14 protein-coding genes and 1 tRNA gene are annotated in these 17,421 nt (G+C 72.1%); all 15 read left to right on the top strand.

The genetic code is table 11. The annotated features are described in order from the left end of the window. Positions 1-67 precede the first annotated feature (67 nt). A complete protein-coding gene (locus AB0D74_RS02470) occupies positions 68-1,261 on the top strand; it encodes a glycine C-acetyltransferase (protein WP_362579528.1) in 1,194 nt (397 codons plus the stop codon). A gap of 67 nt (positions 1,262-1,328) precedes the next feature. Beyond that, on the top strand, positions 1,329-2,231 hold the full coding sequence (locus AB0D74_RS02465) for a LysR family transcriptional regulator (RefSeq protein WP_362579525.1): 903 nt from the start codon (positions 1,329-1,331) through the stop codon (positions 2,229-2,231). Positions 2,232-2,277: 46 nt separating this feature from the next. Further along, entirely contained in the window at positions 2,278-2,931 is a 654-nt protein-coding gene (locus tag AB0D74_RS02460) for an XRE family transcriptional regulator (RefSeq protein WP_362579522.1), read from the top strand. Beyond that, positions 2,928-3,464 (top strand): GNAT family N-acetyltransferase, encoded by a 537-nt coding sequence (locus tag AB0D74_RS02455; RefSeq protein ID WP_362579519.1) that lies wholly within the window; start codon positions 2,928-2,930, stop codon positions 3,462-3,464. The genes AB0D74_RS02460 and AB0D74_RS02455 overlap by 4 nt, the downstream gene beginning before the upstream one ends. 30 nt (positions 3,465-3,494) lie before the next feature. Continuing rightward, entirely contained in the window at positions 3,495-3,854 is a 360-nt protein-coding gene (locus AB0D74_RS02450; protein WP_362579517.1) for an MmcQ/YjbR family DNA-binding protein, read from the top strand. A 117-nt stretch (positions 3,855-3,971) separates the two neighbouring features. Beyond that, positions 3,972-4,048, top strand: a tRNA-Pro gene (locus AB0D74_RS02445). A gap of 477 nt (positions 4,049-4,525) precedes the next feature. Continuing rightward, entirely contained in the window at positions 4,526-4,999 is a 474-nt protein-coding gene (locus AB0D74_RS02440; RefSeq protein WP_362579514.1) for a hypothetical protein, read from the top strand. Then, positions 4,996-6,018 (top strand): phosphate ABC transporter permease subunit PstC, encoded by a 1,023-nt coding sequence (gene pstC / locus AB0D74_RS02435; protein WP_362579511.1) that lies wholly within the window; start codon positions 4,996-4,998, stop codon positions 6,016-6,018. Before AB0D74_RS02440 ends, pstC begins: the two co-directional genes overlap by 4 nt. A 1-nt stretch (position 6,019) precedes the next feature. Beyond that, entirely contained in the window at positions 6,020-7,252 is a 1,233-nt protein-coding gene (gene pstA, locus AB0D74_RS02430) for a phosphate ABC transporter permease PstA (protein ID WP_362579508.1), read from the top strand. A gap of 81 nt (positions 7,253-7,333) precedes the next feature. Next, positions 7,334-9,076, top strand: coding sequence for a phosphate ABC transporter substrate-binding protein PstS (pstS, locus tag AB0D74_RS02425; protein ID WP_362579505.1), 1,743 nt, complete (start codon positions 7,334-7,336; stop codon positions 9,074-9,076). Then, positions 9,073-11,622, top strand: a complete 2,550-nt coding sequence (locus AB0D74_RS02420; protein WP_362579502.1) for a hypothetical protein — start codon at positions 9,073-9,075, stop codon at positions 11,620-11,622. Before pstS ends, AB0D74_RS02420 begins: the two co-directional genes overlap by 4 nt. 98 nt (positions 11,623-11,720) lie before the next feature. After that, positions 11,721-12,719, top strand: a complete 999-nt coding sequence (locus AB0D74_RS02415; protein ID WP_362579499.1) for a substrate-binding domain-containing protein — start codon at positions 11,721-11,723, stop codon at positions 12,717-12,719. Positions 12,720-12,808: 89 nt separating this feature from the next. Next, a complete protein-coding gene (locus AB0D74_RS02410; protein WP_362579496.1) occupies positions 12,809-14,380 on the top strand; it encodes an Ig-like domain-containing protein in 1,572 nt (523 codons plus the stop codon). A 213-nt stretch (positions 14,381-14,593) separates the two neighbouring features. Next, complete coding sequence (locus tag AB0D74_RS02405; RefSeq protein ID WP_362579493.1) at positions 14,594-16,465, top strand: hypothetical protein; 1,872 nt, start codon at positions 14,594-14,596, stop codon at positions 16,463-16,465. Positions 16,466-16,505: 40 nt separating this feature from the next. Next, positions 16,506-17,420, top strand: a complete 915-nt coding sequence (locus tag AB0D74_RS02400) for a hypothetical protein (protein ID WP_362579490.1) — start codon at positions 16,506-16,508, stop codon at positions 17,418-17,420. The last annotated feature ends 1 nt before the right edge of the window (position 17,421 follow it).

The following is a 17,421-nucleotide window of genomic DNA, read 5'->3' as shown; positions in this document are numbered from 1 at the left end:
TCGCTCGCGTCATTCCTCGCGTCATTCCTCGCGTCATTCCTCGCGTAAATCCTTAGGAGCTTCTGGCATGTTCGACTCCGTGCGCGACGACCTGCGCACCACCCTCGACGAGATCCGCGCCGCCGGGCTGCACAAGCCCGAGCGGGTGATCGGCAGCCCGCAGTCCGCGACCGTCGCCGTCACCGCCGGCGGCCGTCCCGGCGAGGTGCTCAACTTCTGCGCCAACAACTACCTGGGCCTCGCCGACCACCCCGAGGTGATCGCCGCCGCGCACCAGGCCCTGGACCGCTGGGGCTACGGGATGGCCTCCGTCCGCTTCATCTGCGGCACCCAGGAGGTCCACAAGGAGCTGGAGGCCCGCCTGTCGGCGTTCCTCGGCCAGGAGGACACGATCCTCTACTCCTCCTGCTTCGACGCCAACGGCGGAGTCTTCGAGACCCTCCTCGGCGAGGAGGACGCGGTGATCTCCGACGCCCTCAACCACGCCTCCATCATCGACGGCATCCGCCTCTCCAAGGCCCGCCGCCTCCGGTACGCCAACCGCGACCTGGCCGACCTGGAACGGCAGCTCAAGGAGGCGCAGGGCGCCCGGCGCCGCCTGGTCGTCACCGACGGCGTGTTCTCCATGGACGGGTACCTGGCGCCGCTCCGCGAGATCTGCGACCTCGCCGACCGCTACCACGCGATGGTCATGGTCGACGACTCGCACGCCGTCGGCTTCGTCGGCCCGTCCGGCCGCGGCACCCCCGAGCTGCACGGCGTGATGGACCGCGTCGACATCATCACCGGCACCCTCGGCAAGGCCCTCGGCGGCGCCTCCGGCGGCTACGTCGCGGCCCGCGCCGAGATCGTCGCCCTGCTCCGCCAGCGCTCCCGCCCCTACCTCTTCTCCAACACCCTCGCCCCGGTGATCGCGGCGGCCTCGCTGAAGGTGCTCGACCTGCTGGAGGCGGCGGACGACCTGCGCGTCCGGCTCGCCGAGAACACCGCCCTGTTCCGCCGCCGGATGACCGAGGAGGGCTTCGACGTCCTCCCCGGCGACCACGCCATCGCCCCCGTGATGATCGGCGACGCGGCCGAGGCGGGCCGCATGGCCGAGCTGCTGCTGGAGCGGGGCGTGTACGTGATCGGCTTCTCCTACCCGGTGGTCCCGCAGGGGCAGGCCCGGATCCGGGTCCAGCTCTCCGCGGCCCACTCCACGGACGACGTCGACCGCGCGGTGGACGCCTTCGTCGCGGCCCGCGCGGAGCTGGCGGGCTGAACGGAGCTGGCGGGCTGAACGGAGCCGACGGCCCGAGCGGCTCCGACATATTGCGATAATCAACCTCATGATCGAGGCGCGGCGGCTCCACATCCTCCGTGCGGTGGCCGACCACCGCACGATGACCGCGGCTGCCGCCGCGCTGTACCTGACCCCGTCGGCCGTCTCCCAGCAGCTGACGGCCCTCGAACAGGAGACCGGCCACCGCCTGGTCGAGCGCAGCGCCAAGGGCGTACGGCTGACCGCCGCCGGCGAGATCCTGCTCGCCCACACCAACGCGGTCCTCGCCCAGCTGGAGCGGGCCGAGGCCGAGCTGGCCGCATACGGTTCCGGCGAGGCCGGCACGGTCACCGTCGCGGCCTTCGCCACCGGCATCGCCCAGGTGGTCGCCCCGGCCGTGGCCCACCTCGCTCGCACCGCCCCCGGCATCCGCATCCGCGTCCAGGACGCCGAGGGCGACGCCAGCCTCCCCATGGTCCTGGACCGGCAGGTCGACGTGGCGGTCGCCGTCGAGTACCGAGGGGCGCCGCCCGCCGACGACCCCCGGCTCACCCACGTGCCGCTGTACGCGGAGCCGTTCGACGCCGTCGTCCCGCTCCACCACCGGCTGGCCGAGGCCTCCGAGGTCCCCCTCGCCGAACTGGCCAAGGACACCTGGATCGGCCCCTATCCCGGCAACCCCTGCCACGACGTGGTCGTCCTCGCCTGCGAGAGCGCCGGCTTCCAGCCCCGGCTCGAACACTCCTCCGACGACTTCCGGGCCGTGGTGGCGCTGGCCGCGGCCGACGCGGGCGTGGCCCTGGTCCCGCGCTCCGCACTGCGCGGCACGGACCTGACCGGCGTGGTGGTCCGCCCGGTCGACGGCGTCGCCCCGACCCGCAGGGTCTTCGCGGCCGTACGACGCGGAGCCGAGGGCCATCCGCTGATCCGCCCGGTGCTCGACGCCCTGGGCGAGGCGGCGCGGCTGTGAGGCTTCTTTAACACGGGCGTCCCACATCAGGGATACCGTCCCGGATATGAAACACGAAGCGCCGGTCTCCCCGACCCCGGCCGCCCCAGGCCCGGCCGCTCCCGAACCCGCCCCCGACCCCGGCCCCGGCCCTGACCCCGGCCCTGACCCCGTCGACGCCCGCCTCGGCCGCCGCCTTGCCGAACTGCGCATCGAACACGGGTGGTCCCTGGGCGAGTTGGCGGAACGTAGCGGAATCAGCAAATCCACCCTGTCCCGGGCCGAACGGGCCGAGACCAGCCCCACGGCAGCCCTCCTCAACCGCCTCTGCAACGTCTACGGCCGGACCATGTCCCAGCTGCTCAGCGAGGTCGAGGCGGAGCCCGCGCCCGTGCTGCGCGCCGCCGAACAGCAGGTGTGGGAGGACCGCGCCTCCGGATTCGTCCGCCGGTCCGTGTCGCCGCCGCACGGCGGACTGCGCGGCGAACTCGTCGAGGGCCGGCTCGCGCCCGGGGCGGACATCGCCTACGACCGCCCGCCGGTGCCCGGCCTGGAGCAGCACATCTGGGTGCTCGACGGCAGCCTGGCCGTGACGGCGGAGGGGACCGGGCATCTCCTGGACACGGGGGACTGCCTGCGGCTGCGGGTGTGGGGGCCGACCCGGTTCCGGTGCGCGGGGCCGACGGCGACCCGGTACGTGCTGGCGGTGGTGCGGCCGTGAGGGCGCTGCGCCTCGAAGCAGATGAACTGTCGCTCCGGGTGGGGGAGTTGGCCGAGCTGTTGGCCGACACCGTGAACGGCGGGGCGTCCGTCGGCTTCATCGCCCCCTTCGACCGGGAGCGCGCCGTCGCCTGGTGGCGGGAGCGGGTGGCCGCCGTGGCCGCCGGGCAGCTCGCCGTCTGGGCCGCGCTGGACGGCGCCGGCCGGACCGTCGGCACGGTCGGCCTCGCCTTCCCCTACCCCGGCAAGCCGAACAGCCCGCACCGCGCCGAGCTGGTGAAGCTCATGGTCCACCGCGACGCCCGCGGCCAGGGCATCGGACGCGGCCTGCTGACCGTCGCCGAGGAGGCCGCGGCCGGCGCCGGGATCACCCTGCTCCATCTCGACACCGAGACGGACAGTCCCGCCGAGCGCCTCTACCGCTCGGCCGGCTGGACCCGCGCGGGCGTCATCCCCGACTACGCCCTCGACCCCGCCGGAGTGCTGCGCCCGACGACCCTCTACTACAAGCACGTGGGTGCTCCCACCAGGTGACTGTCGGTGGCAGGGGCTACGGTTCGGGGCATGCCGGAAGCCGAAGACGTACGCCGTGTCGCCCTGTCCCTGCCGGACACCAGCGAGAAGATCGCCTGGAGCATGCCCACGTTCCGGGTCGCCGGGAAGATGTTCGCCACGCTGCCCGAGGACGAGACCTCCATCGCCGTGCGCTGCCCCAAGGAGGAGCGCGAGGAGCTGGTGCTCGCCGAGCCGGGCAAGTTCTGGATCGCCGATCACGAGGCCCAGTTCGCCTGGGTCCGGGTCCGGCTCGCCGCGCTGGAGGACGAGGGCGAACTGCGCGACATCCTCGCCGACTCCTGGCGGCAGGCGGCCCCGCCCCGGCTCCTGGACTCCCACCCGGAGTTGGGGCTGCCGGGCGGCGCCTGACCGCCCCCGGGCGGCTGTCCCGGCCGGCCGGGACGAAAGGCGTGCGCGACCACCGAGCCGAGTGCGGTATTGTTTCCTTGCGCGTTTCACCCGGGGAATCCCCAGGTCAAACGGCATCGGGACGTGGCGCAGCTTGGTAGCGCACTTGACTGGGGGTCAAGGGGTCGCAGGTTCAAATCCTGTCGTCCCGACCAGCTTTGACGCAGGTCGGAAGCCGTTCTCTCGTATACGGGAGGGCGGCTTTTGGTGTTCTCGGCGGGCTGGTGGTCGCACTGTTGGTCGCGGCGCCCGGTTTGGCGTTGGCCGAGAGCGGTCGCGGAGAGTGTGCAGCGTACGGAGAGGACGCCCTCGGTGAGGTGGGCGTCGTCCCAGTGCGGGCCGAGGGCTTCGCCCTTCGCTGAACGCCACCCCCGGTGATGGTGCCTATTCGGAGCGCAGCGTGATGGCGGCTTTGATCGTTGTCACAGCGAGTTCTTCAACACCTCCCGTTCATTTTCGTTCCGTTCGGCCTTCGCTCAGCTGTGTTCACAGAACCTCCACAGCCGAAGACTCTCGGGTGCGGCTGCACCAAGGGGGATTTTTTCGGTCAGCGGCGAAAAAACCACATAGGGGAGGGGGTGGTCTTCATGGTCCGCCCACGCTTTTTGTACGTACCGATCGAAGACCTTGGCATGGACCTGCCTGAAGATCCAGAAGGGCAACGAAGACCGGACGGGGGACGCAGACCGGTCGGGTGGCGTCTGGTCAGCGCCAACAACCGTGAACTCGGGCGTTGCACGCGGTCGTTCGAGGACCTGGTCGCGTGTGAGGCCACGGTCGTCCGGCTCCGGGAGCGGGTGACGGAGGTGCGGGCGCTGTTCGTCATGGCCGACGCGCCGGGCGCCTGGACCTGGCGGATCGAGCTCGACGGGCGGGATGTCGCCACGGCCGGACGGTCGTATCAGCGGCAACGGGAGTGCCAGTACAACGTCAAACTGTTCCTGGCCGCGGTGCCGGTGGCCCAGTTGGGCGAGGGGCTGGTCAGCCGGCCGCGTCTGCGCGGGCTGCACCTGCCGGGACCGGCGCGGTCCGCCCGGCCGGAGGCCGAGGCAGAGGAACCTCCCCTGGCCCCTGCCGGGGCACGAGCCGGGGCGGGTGTGTCGTGAGCGCCGCCGTCTCCGGGCTCGGGCAGCCGGGTCCGGAGCGCCTGGACACGCCCCGTGATCTGCGGACCAGGGTCGAACCGGCGGACCGCCTCTTCCGCGGTGCGGCACGCGGCAGCGGCGCCGTGGTGCTGGCGATCATGCTGCTGGTCGGCGTCTTCCTCGGTTATCGCGCGGCAGAGGCGCTCCGGGTGGCCGGGTGGTCCTTCCTGACCACCTCGGCCTGGGAGCCGGACTCCCATCACTTCGGCATCGCCGCCGTGCTCACCGGCACCGTGCTGATCGGCCTGGTGGCGATCACCTTCGCCGTGCCGCTGGCGCTGGGCACCGCCCTGTACATCTCGGAGTACGCGCCCCGGCGGCTGCGACGGACGCTGATCAGCCTCGTGGACCTGATGGCGGCGGTGCCGAGCGTGGTGTATGGGCTGTGGGGGGCCTTCTTCCTGCAGGGCCAGGTGGTCGGACTGTCCCGGTGGATCGCCACGTACTTCGGCTGGATCCCCCTCTTCGAGGTCGACGGGGCCGACCCGGGCGACCCGCTGGCCACCACGACGGTCTACACCTCGTCCACCTTCATCGCCGGGATGGTCGTCGCCCTGATGGTGACGCCGATCGCCTGCTCGGTCATGCGCGAGGCGTTCTCCCAGGCACCGGTGGGCGAGCGGGAAGGGGCGCTGGCGCTCGGCGGGACCAAGTGGGGCATGATCCGCGCGGTCGTCCTGCCCTTCGGTCTGGGCGGGGTGATCGGCGGGACCATGCTGGGCCTCGGCCGCGCTCTGGGCGAGACCATCGCCGTGTACATGATCATCTCGCCGGTCTTCGCCGTCCAGCCGCACCTCCTGCAGAACGGCGCCAACTCCGTCTCCGCGCTGATTGCCCTGCGCTACGGCTCCGCCAGCGACTTCGGCATGTCGGCCCTCATGGCCGCCGGACTCGCCCTCTTCCTCATGACCCTCGTCGTCAACTTCATCGCCTCCTCGATCGTGGCGCGCAGCCGCTCGGGTGCCGGGACGGAGGCCTGACATGAGCGACCTCATCGACAGCGACCTCCTCGACAGGGAACAGGCACCACCGGCCCGCGGGTCCGACGACGGCCCCGAGACCCGCCGCAACACCTCCGCCGTCCGCGTCACCGACCTGCTCGCGCTGGCCGCCGCCGTGGCAGGGGCCGCCGCTCTGACGATCCTGCTGTTCGCCAGAATCGCGCCGTTCGACTCGGTGCTGGGCTTCGTGGTCGTCACCTACGTGCTCTTCGTCGCCCTGTACGCGGTGCTCGTCTCCTTCGACGAGAACGGCGCCGCGGTGCGGGACCGGGTCGCCGCGGTGCTCTGGCACAGCCTCGCAGTGCTGCTGCTCGCCGCCCTGGTCTTCGTGATCGCCTTCACCCTGTGGCGCGGTCACCGGGCTCTGGTCCACCTCAACTTCTTCACCCAGGACATGTCGCGGACCGGCCCGCTGCAGCCGCTCACCGACGGCGGCATGGTGCACGCGATCGTCGGCACGCTGGAACAGATCACCATCTCGCTGGCCGTCACCATCCCGCTCGGGCTCGCCTGCGCGGTGTTCCTCAACGAAGTGCCCGGACGCTACGCGCGTTTCGTGCGGACGATCGTCGAGGCGATGACGGCGCTGCCGTCGATCGTGGCCGGCCTGTTCATCTACGCCACGGTCATCCTCGTCCTCGGTCTCGACAAGTCCGGCCTCGCCGCCGCGCTGGCGCTCAGCGTGATGATGCTGCCCATCGTCATCCGGGCCGCCGACGTGGTCATCCGGCTGGTGCCGAGTTCGCTGCGCGAGGCGTCGTACGCCCTGGGCGCGAGCCAGTGGCGCACGGTGTGGACCGTGGTGCTGCCCACGGCCCGCTCCGGTCTCACCACCGCGGTGATCCTCGGCACCGCCCGCGGGATCGGCGAGACCTCGCCTGTACTGCTCACCTCCGGGGTCAACGCCGGGCTGAACGCCGACCCGGTGCACGATCCGCAGATCTCGCTGCCGCTGGCCACCTTCGACCTGGTGCGCTCGCCGCAACCCTCCTACATCGCCCGGGGGTTCGGCTCCGCCGCCCTGCTGATGGCCCTCGTACTGCTGCTCTTCCTGCTGGCCCGCGTGATCGGCGGCCGTGGGCCCGGCGACCTGACCCGGGGCCAGCTGCACCGCAGGGTGCTGGCCTCCCGCCGGGACGCCGAGCGCATGGCGGCCCAGCACGCCGACCCACCGGCCGCCGCCCCCTCCGCGCCCCCCGCCGAACACCGCTGAGCACCACCGACGCACCCAGGAACCACGACTCAGGAACCACGACTCAGGAACCACGACCAAGGAGCCAGGAGCCAACCCGCCATGTCCGGATCACGCCCGGCAGCCCCCGCACGCGCCCGAGTCAGGACCGCCAGGACCGCCCGAGCCAGGACCCTGACCGCCCTTGTGATCGCCTTCCTCTACTGCACCCTCGTGCCCGCCGCCGCCGAGACCTACGTCCCGATCTCCGGTGCCGGCTCCACCTGGAGCCAGAACGCCCTGGACCAGTGGCGGGCCAACGTCAAGCAGTACGGCATGACGGTGAACTACAACGGCACCGGCTCCTCCGACGGCCGCAACCAGTTCCGCAACGGCACCGTCGACTACGCGGTGTCGGAAATCCCGTACGGCATCAAGGACTCGGGCGTCGTGGACCCGCCGCCGTCCCGCAAGTACGCGTACATGCCGATCGTGGCCGGTGGTACGTCCTTCATGTACAACCTCACGATCGCGGGCCGCCGGGTGACCAACCTCCGGCTCTCCGGGGACGTCATCGCCAAGATGTTCACCGGCGCCATCACGACCTGGAACGACCCGGCGATCAAGGCCGACAACCCGGCCCTGGCCGCGGCGCTGCCCGCCCGCCGGGTGGTGCCGGTGGTGCGCTCGGACGGCTCGGGCACGACCGCGCAGTTCACGACCTGGATGAGCAAGCGGTACGGCTCCGTGTGGGACGCCTACTGCCGCCGCGCCGGACGCAGCACGCCCTGCGGGACCACCTCCAACTACCCGCTCGTACCGGGCAGCGGCTTCGTCGCCCAGTCGGGTTCGAACGGGGTCTCCGGCTATGTCGCCCAGGGCGGCAACGTCGGCACGATCACCTACGTCGAGTACTCGTACGCCGTGTACACCACCGGCTTCCCGGTGGCCAAGGTGCTCAACCAGGCCGGGTACTACGTGGAGCCGAAGGCCAGCAACGTCGCCGTCGCCCTGCTCAAGGCGCGGATCAACGAGGACAGTTCCTCGCCGGGCTATCTCACGCAGATCCTCGACGACGTCTACGCCGACCCGGACGCGCGGGCCTATCCGCTGTCGAGCTACAGCTACATGATCCTGCCGACCAAGCTGGAGTCGAACTTCAACACCCAGAAGGGCAAGACGCTCGGCGCCTTCTCGTACTACTTCCTCTGCCAGGGGCAGCAGCACGTGGACGACCTCGGGTACTCCCCGCTGCCGATCAACCTGGTGCAGGCCGGCCTCAACCAGGTGCGCAAGATCCCCGGTGTCGACGTCGAGTCGATCAACATCAAGAACTGCCACAACCCCACCTTCTCCAGCGACGGCGGCAACACCCTCGCCAAGACCGCCGCCTACCCGCCCGCCTGTGACAAGAAGGGCACGACCCAGTGCTCCACCGGCACGGGCGGCGCGAAGGACCCGACCGTGGTGGGCGGCGGGTCCGGCGGCACGGGTGGCACGGGCGGGTCCGGCGGGTCAGGGGGCGCCGGTACGTCGGGCGGGGCGAGCGGGTCGAGCGGGGGCGGCGGATCGGGAGGGTCCGGAGCCGGCGGGGGATCGGGCGGTGGTACGACCGCGGGTGCCGGGTCCGGCGGCAGCGCGAGCCCGTCGACCGACCCGGACACCGGCCAGGTGATCGGCACGGACGGCGGTTCCACGTCGAGCGGCGGAGGCGGCGCGTACGCCGTGCCGGTCTCCACGTCCAGGAGCATCGGAAGCGGCATGCAGGCCGTGCTGATGGCGCTGGCGGGCGTGCTGCTGCTGGCCGTCACCGTCGGGCCGCCCCTGATCAACTCCCGGCTCCGGGCGAAGCGGGGCGGCTCATGAGCGCCGTCCGCCGATCGCTCGCCGGACTGCTCGTCGCCCTCGCCCTCGCGCTCGCGACGACCGGCGCGGCCATCTCGTCCGCCACCACCTCCGCCACCACCGAGGGATCCGCGGTCACCGTGTCGGGCACCGGCGCCTACGCGAACCTGAAGGTCACGGTGAGCCAGACCGCCCACCTGGTCAACCAGGTGATCAAGATCTCCTGGAAGGGCGCCACGCCCACCGTCTCCGACACCGACTACGCGGCCGACTACCTCCAGATCATGCAGTGCTGGGGGGACGGTGCGAGCGGTCCCGACCCGGAGCAGTGCCAGTTCGGCGGCTCCTCCGCGCTCGGCGCCGGCGCGGGCAGCCAGGGCGCCGGCGCGTACACCAACACCCGGCAGCTCACCTACGGCGGCCTGAAGGACCCGGCCCAGCAGCTCCCGCCGCCGACCCCGACCGGCATCTCGTACATGCCCTTCCACTCGGTGACCGGTGATGTCATCACCAAGGGCAACTGGAACGAGTTCTACGACTCGAACAGCACCAACGAAGTGCCCTACGCCCGCACCGGTTCCGACGGCACCGGCGAGGTGTACTTCGAGGCCCAGACCTCCCTGGAGGCACCGGGCCTCGGCTGCGGCGCGGTGCCGGCCGGGGCGAGCGACCCGGCCACCGGCCGCAAGTGCTGGTTGGTCGTCGTGCCGCGCGGCGAACAGGAGGTCGACGGCAGCGGGTACCGGTCCCAGCCGAACGGGCTGCTGCAGTCGTCGCCGCTGACCGCCACCAACTGGCAGCACCGCATCGTCGTACCGCTGTCGTTCGAGCCGATCGGCAACTTCTGCCCGATCGGCGCCGACGAGCGCAGCACCCTGGGCGACGAACCGGTCGCCGAGGCCATCCTGCGCTGGCAGCCCGCGCTGTGCCAGACCGGGGACAAGGCCATCTACGGCTATGCCCAGGTCACCGACGACACCGCCCGCGCCAAGCTGGTCTCCGGCAAGCCCGGCATGGTCTTCCTCAACCGCCCGGTCACCGGCGACCAACTCCCCGCGGACCAGCACCCCGTCTACGCACCGGTGACCCTCTCCGGGCTGACCTTCGGCTTCTTCATCGAGAGCCGGGCCGGCTTCAACGCCCCCGCCGACGTCAAGGCACGCGACGGCACCCGGCTCACCTCGCTGAACCTGACCCCGAGACTGGTCGCCAAGCTGCTCACCGAGTCCTATCAGGACGGCAACTCCCGCTTCGCGCCCAGCACTCAGAACAACCCGTTCAACCTGGCCCGCGACCCGGAGTTCCGCAAGTACAACCCCGGCTACGCGGACCTGGACTTCGGCGGCAACCTCGGCGACGCCCTGGTGCCCGAGGCGCTGTCCGACGCGGCCTGGCAGCTGTGGAACTGGGTCGGCCAGGACCCGGCCGCCCGCGAGTTCCTCGACGGGACCGCCGACAACCAGGGCCGCTACGGCGACGCCTCCTTCTCCGGGATGACGGTCAACCCGGCGTACAAGGGCATCCAGTTGCCCGTCACCGACTACCCGAAGAGCGACCCGTTCTGCCAGCAGTTCCAGGACCACCCGGACAACCCGCTGTGCGTGCAGGACAAGCACCCGTACGCCACCGACATGCACGCCGCCGCCCGCGCGGTCGCCCGCGGTGACACGCTGGCCCGCACCACCTGGGACAACACCGCCATCCCGCCCGCCTACAAGAAGAACCCCGCGCAGCCGGCCGGACAGCGGGCCGTGCTCGCCGTGACCGACACGGCGACGGCGAACCGCTACGGGCTGGTGACGGCGAAACTGCAGAACGCGGCGGGGACGTTCGTGGCCCCGACCTCGACCGCCCTGCTGGCGGGCGAGGCGGCGATGAAGCCCAGCGGCGTCACGGGCGTGCTGCGGACCGACCCGAGGTCGACGTCCGCGGGCGCCTATCCGCTGACGCTGCTCACCTATGCCGCGACCGTGCCGGAGAAGCTGACCAAGAAAGAGGGCCAGGACTTCGCCGCGCTGCTGAGGTTCGCCGTGGGCAGCGGGCAGACACCCGGCGTGTCCGCGGGGACCCTGCCGGGCGGGTACGCGCCGCTGCCGAAGAGCCTCCGCGGACAGACCGGTGCCGCGGCCGACGCCATCGCGTCCCGGGCCGGTTCCGGCACCGGGGGCTCCTCCGGCGGCACGAGCGGCGGCTCGGGCGGTGCGGGGGGCGGATCCGGGTCCTCGTCGGGCGGCGGCGGTACGGCGAGCGGCGGTGTCGGCGCCGGAGGGGCGGCGGGCACGGGCGGCGCCGGGGGTACGTCGGCGTCCCCCTCGTCCTCCCCGTCGCCGTCCGCCCGGCCGTCCGGGTCACCGTCCGCCACGGCCCCCGCCGCGAGCGGCAGTTCGACCCCGCTCACTCCGCCCTGGGTGCTCGGCGCCGCGCGCTACACCCTCCTGATCGCCCTCGTCGTCGGCCTCGCGGCGACCGCCGGCGGCCCCCTCCTGCCGAGGGTGGCACCGCAGCTGGCGGCCGGTATCGCGGCCCGGCGGGCGAGGGGCCGGACACCCCGCGGCCGGGGGAGGTGATGCCCGCACCCGAAAGATCGACAGGTCCGCGCCAACGAACTGTCTGAAACCGGCGCCGGGCATCACCCGGCGCAAGCCTAGCCGAGGGGTAAACCCACGTGAACACAAGGAAGATAGCCATCGCCGCCGTCGGTCTCGCCGGCCTCCTCACCGGTACCGTCAGCGCCGGCATGGCCGTCGCCGACCCGTCCGGCACTCCGACCTACCGCCAGCTGTCCGGTGTGGGCTCCGACACCACGCAGGGCGTGATGAACGGCCTCGCCAACACGATCACCATCAACGGCCAGAAGGTCATCGGTTCCTACGACGCCGTCGGCTCGGCGAACATCACCACCAAGGACCCCGCCACCACGCCCGGCTGCACCATGGCCCGGCCGAACGGCTCGGGTGCCGGCCGGACCGCCCTGTCGAACTCGCTCGCGGCGGGCAACGGCTGCCTGGACTTCTCCCGTTCCTCCAGCCTGAACCTGGCGGCGGCGAGCCCGGGCCTGACCTACGTCCCGTTCGCCGTGGACGCGGTCAGCTACGCGATCACCCCGACCAGCCAGATCCCGCGCAAGCTCGCCCTGACCGACCTCAAGGCGATCTACCACTGCGACCCCAACTACGTGGGGACCGGCCCGAACTACGACATCACGGTCTACCTGCCGCAGGCGGGCTCGGGTACGCGCTCCTTCTGGGAGTCGACGATGGGCATCACCGACGCCGACGTGGTCGCGGGCGTCTACCCCTGCATCAAGGACACCAAGAACGGCTCGCCGGTCGAGGAGCACGACGGCCGCGTCCTCGACGACAAGTCGATCGCCCCGTTCTCCATCGCCCAGTACAACGCGCAGAGTTCGCAGACCATCGCGGACGTCCGCGGCCGGGCCATCCTCGGCACCATCGACGACGTGGCGCCCAACACGCTGAACAGCAGCTTCGGCGTGAAGCGCGACGTCTACAACGTGATCCCGACCTCCAAGATCGGCACGGCGCCCTGGAGCACCGTGTTCGTCGGGTCCAACTCGCTCGTCTGCCAGCAGCCCAACCTCATCAACGAGTACGGCTTCGCCACCAACGCGAACTGCGGCGACACCAGCAAGCAGACCCCGTGACCGGGTGGGGCGACCCCGAATCAGCCGCGTCCTCCCAGCAGTCCTCCCAGCAATCCTCCAAGCAATCCTCCAAGAGGGAGAGCACAACCGTGTGGAAGCTCAGACTCTCGCGGGTCACGGCGGGTGGTCTCGCGGGCCTGGTGGCTCTGCTGACGGTCGGCCTCGTGGCCCCGTCGGCGTCCGCCGCCGAGATCGGCACCGCGACCGTCACCCCGGCGACCGGCACTGACACGTCCAGCATGAACGTCACCACGTCGGGTGCATGCCCGGCGAACGCCACGAACGTGATCGTGTCGGTGACGGGCTCCGGGTTCCCGGCCGCCGGCCAGAACGTCGTCGGCAACTCGCCGATCAGCTCGTACGGCACGGACACCAACGGCGGACTGATCATCCCGCTCACGCAGACCATGCGGGACTACGCCAACACGGCCGGCTTCACCACCCTGACGGGCAAGTACACCTTCCTCGTCACCTGCCGTACGGCGTTCAACGGCACCAGCCTCGGTGACTTCCCGGCGTCGGTCTGGTTCACGTCCAACACGACGTACCAGAACACCGACCCGTCGGTGAAGACGCCCACCACCACGTCCCTCGCCGTCTCCCCGGCGAGCCCCGTCATCGCGGGCACCGACGTCACGCTGACCGCGACCGTGGCCCCGGCCGCCACCGCGGGCACCGTGCAGTTCCGCGACAACGGCACCGCGCTGGGCGGCCCCGTCACCGTGAACAACGGCACCGCCACCTTCAGCACCGCCAACCTGGCCGCGGGCTCGCACTCGCTGACCGCGGACTTCACGCCGACCGGCACCAGCTACGACGTGTCCTCCTCCAGCGCGGTCGCCTACACGGTCGGCACGGCCCCCGCGCAGCAGACCACCACCGCGCTCGCCGTCTCCCCGGCCGGTACGACGGCCCAGTTCAGCCCGGTCGGCTTCACGGCCACCGTCACGCCGAACGGCGCCGCCGGTTCCGTGAAGTTCCAGGACACCGTGGGCGCCACCACGACCACCCTGGCCACCGTGCCGGTCTCGGGCGGTCAGGCCACGTACAGCACCTCCGGCCTGGCCACCGGTGACCACACCTTCTCCGCGACCTTCGTCCCGGCCGACACCACCAAGTACCTCGGTTCGGACTCGGCCCAGATCGCCTACACGATCGGTGCGTTCGCCGGCGTCACCGCCTCGGAGAACATCACCACGACCGTCAACCCGGGTGCGCTGGTCATCAGCGTCGACGCCCCGAACGTCACCCTGCCGTCGCCCGTGCTCAACACCAACGGCGACCTGCTGACCACCGCCGGCAAGATCAACCCGGTCACGCTGACCGACACCCGGGCCGGCAACCCCGGCTGGTCGGTGAGCGGCCAGGTGTCGGACTTCTCCGACGGCGGCACGCACAAGATCAACGGCCAGAACCTCGGCTGGACCCCGAACGTCGTCGACAAGTCGCCGGCCCAGACCGTCACGGCCGGCGGCACCGTCGCCGCCGCCAGCGGTGTCGCGCCGGCCGACGCCGGCAACGCCGGTCTGAAGTCGTCCCGTTCGCTGGCCACCGGCACGGGCCTCGGCACCGCGCACCTCGGCGCCGACCTCGCGCTCAACGTGCCGACCTCGACCGTCGCCGGCACCTACACCGCAACGCTCACCCTGACGGCCATCTGACATCCCCGGATGGCCAGGGGTGACGCCGATCCCTACCCCCGGCGTCACCCCGGGTCCGGGGCGGGCGGGCCCCTCCGCCCGCCCCGGACGCACCTCGGCTCGCCCGTGCGGGTCGTCCGCCCCGACTGCCTTTCGGGGCGGGCGGCCGTACCTCCGCACCACCCCGCCGTACCTCCGTCCCAGCCCGCGCTCGCGCCCGATCGGACGACCGACATGATCACCGCCACTGCCCGCCGTCTTGCCGCCCTCCTTCTCGCCGTCTGCGTCCTCGCCGGGCTCCCGGCCGCCGGGTGGGCCGCCGCCTCGTCAACACCGGCCGCCCCGCACGGGCGTACCACCTTCGGCATCCAGCCGTCGGGTGCGAAGAAGCCCGACCGGCGGCCGAACCTCTCGTACAGCGTGACCCCGGGCGCGGCCCTGCGGGACCACGTAGCCGTGTGGAACTACGGCACCAGGCCGATCACCCTGCGGTTGTACGGCGGCGACGCCTTCATCACCGCCGACGGCGGCTTCGACGTGCTCGCGGCGAACAAGAAGTCGACCGCCGTGGGCTCCTGGGTGAGGCTCGGCAAGGGGCGGGTGACGGTCCCCGGGCGGTCCCATGTCATCGTCCCCTTCACCCTGGCCGTGCCGCAGAACCTGACTCCCGGCGACCACGCGGGCGGCATCGTCGCCTCGCTCGCCGCCACCCGCACGGACGCCAAGGGCAACAAGGTCGAGGTCGACCAGCGCGTGGGCGCGCGCATCTACCTCCGCGTCGCGGGCAAGCTCGAGGCGCGGCTCTCCGTGGACGGCCCGCACACCACCTACCACGGCACGTTCAACCCCTTCGGGACCGGCACCGCCACGGTCACCTACACCGTGCGCAACACGGGCAACGTCCGGCTGGGCGCGCGCCAGACGGTGCGGGTGAGCGATCTGTTCGGCGGCGACGCGACGGTCCGCAGGCCCCGGGACATCCCCGAACTCCTGCCCGGCTCCGCCCTGACCGTCACGGCCTCGGCCACGGGCGTGCTGCCCACGCTGCGGGACACGGTCACCGTCTCCGTCGACCCGGTCCCGGTACGCGGCGACGTCCCGCCGCCGGTGCACCCCCGGGTCACCGCATCGGCCGGCTTCTGGGCCGTGCCCTGGACCGGGCTCGGCCTGATCCTGCTGGTGGTCGCGTCCGTGGTGGTGTTCTTCGTACGACGCCGGCCGCGCCGCCGGGGCACGGGCGCCACGAGCCGTCGTCCCGTGGAAAGTGCGAGGCGCCGGGCCACGGCCGGACAGGCGGCGGCGATGACGCCGGCCGCCATGGTGCTGGCGATCGGCACGATGGCGACGGTGCTCGCCGGTGCGCCCTCCGCGCGGGCCGCCGACGCCGGGCAGCTCACCGTCTCCCCCCGGCACGGCAGCGACACCCAGCCCCTCACCCTCACCATGGCCGAGCCCTGCCCGTCGGGCACGACGAACGTCATCGCACGCGTCGCCGGTGCCGGATTCCCCCGCGTCGGCCAGATCGTCGTGGGCAACGCGCCCCTCACCACGTACCAGAAGACGCCCGGGGGCGGTGCGTCGATCCCGCTCATCTACACGATGCGGGACTACGCCACCACCGCCGGATTCCACACGTTGCGCGGTACGTACACCTTCACGCTCAGCTGCCTCAAGGGGGCGTTCTCGCAGTCGAGCGTGCGCGACTTCAGCGGGTCGCTGCGGTTCTCGTCCAACACCGCGTACCGGGACGGGACGAAGGCGAAGGCGTCGGCGGGCGCGGGCGCGGGCGCAGGGGCTGGCGCGTCGCCGTCGTCGCCGTCGTCCGCGGCGGGGCAGGCGGGCGGTTCGGCCTCGGCCGGGGGCAGCGGCGCGGGGTCCGGGGGATCGTCGCCCGCGGTGCCGAACGGAGGCCCCGCCGCACCCACCGCCGCGGCCGGCGGCGTGCAGAAGGCCGCCGCGCCCGCGGCCCAGCACTCGAACGCGACGCTCATCGCGTTGTCGACGTCCGGATTCGTCGTCGCCCTCCTGGCCCTGCTCGTGGGCGCCCTCTTCCGGGTGCGAGGGCGCCGGGCCCGCGCGGCGGTCACATCCGGATCGAGCGACTGAACACCCACACCCGATCACACGAGCCAGAGGAGACATCACCGTGTCGTCGAAACGTCTGTCCCGTCCGGCCGCCGCCGGCCTCGGAGCGCTGCTGCTGGCCTGCGGCACAGCGGGTCTGCTGGCCGCTCCCGGCGCCCACGCCGCCGCCGTCGGCCAGCTGGAGGTGGCCCCGGCCACGGGCAAGGACACCGAGACCATGACCTTGACCTCGGCGGGCGCGTGCCCGTCGAACGCCACCAACCTGATCATGACCGTGACCGGCTCCGGCTTCCCGTCGGGCGGCAAGGTCGTGGTCGGCAACTCGCCGCTCACCACGTACGGGACGACGCCCGCCGGCGGCTATGTCGTGCCGCTCACGGAGACCATGCGGGACTACGCGAACGAGGCCGGCTTCCAGACCCTGCAGGGCCGCTACGACTTCACGCTCACCTGCCGTACCGCCTTCAACGGCACCAGCCTGGCCGACTTCACCGCGCCGATCTGGTTCACCTCGAACACCGACTACCAGGACACCGACCCCAGCGGCGGCGCCACGACCAGCCCGCCCGCCTCCTCGTCGCCGCCCGCCACCTCGACCCCGACGGACTCGGCCACGCCGACGGAGACCGGGAGCCCCACGGACACGGCGACCCCCACCGACACGGCGACCCCGACGGACACCGCGTCGCCGACCGACACCGCCGGTCCCACGGACACGGCCGGTACGGGCGGTTCGGACGGCGGCAGCACCTCCGGCGGCTCGGAGGGCATAGGCACCGAGGTCACCGGCGGTTCCAGCGGCGGCAACGGCTCCCTCGCCTCCACCGGCACCGGCGCGGCCCTGCTGGCCTCCGTCGCCGCCGCCCTCGTCCTGCTGGGCACCCTCTTCGTCCAGTCGGTCCGCCGACGCCGCCTGCTGGACTTCCCCGGCACCCCGCCCACCGCGCACCACGACACCGACCGCTCGCAGGACTGAG

It is taken from the genome of Streptomyces sp. NPDC048278 (assembly GCF_040652195.1).
Taxonomy (GTDB): domain Bacteria; phylum Actinomycetota; class Actinomycetes; order Streptomycetales; family Streptomycetaceae; genus Streptomyces.
The sequence above is the reverse complement of the archived record's forward strand: the minus strand, read 5'-3'. Positions and strand labels throughout refer to the sequence as shown.

What these genes read in the sequence shown, in the direction of transcription:
- AB0D74_RS02450 (WP_362579517.1), top strand. Translation starts at nt 3,495, where the DNA reads ATGCCGGAAGCCGAAGACGTACGCCGTGTCGCCCTGTCCCTGCCGGAC.
- pstS (WP_362579505.1), top strand. Translation starts at nt 7,334, where the DNA reads ATGTCCGGATCACGCCCGGCAGCCCCCGCACGCGCCCGAGTCAGGACC.
- pstA (WP_362579508.1), top strand. Translation starts at nt 6,020, where the DNA reads ATGAGCGACCTCATCGACAGCGACCTCCTCGACAGGGAACAGGCACCA.
- AB0D74_RS02460 (WP_362579522.1), top strand. Translation starts at nt 2,278, where the DNA reads ATGAAACACGAAGCGCCGGTCTCCCCGACCCCGGCCGCCCCAGGCCCG.
- AB0D74_RS02420 (WP_362579502.1), top strand. Translation starts at nt 9,073, where the DNA reads ATGAGCGCCGTCCGCCGATCGCTCGCCGGACTGCTCGTCGCCCTCGCC.
- AB0D74_RS02440 (WP_362579514.1), top strand. Translation starts at nt 4,526, where the DNA reads ATGGACCTGCCTGAAGATCCAGAAGGGCAACGAAGACCGGACGGGGGA.
- AB0D74_RS02465 (WP_362579525.1), top strand. Translation starts at nt 1,329, where the DNA reads ATGATCGAGGCGCGGCGGCTCCACATCCTCCGTGCGGTGGCCGACCAC.
- AB0D74_RS02470 (WP_362579528.1), top strand. Translation starts at nt 68, where the DNA reads ATGTTCGACTCCGTGCGCGACGACCTGCGCACCACCCTCGACGAGATC.
- AB0D74_RS02405 (WP_362579493.1), top strand. Translation starts at nt 14,594, where the DNA reads ATGATCACCGCCACTGCCCGCCGTCTTGCCGCCCTCCTTCTCGCCGTC.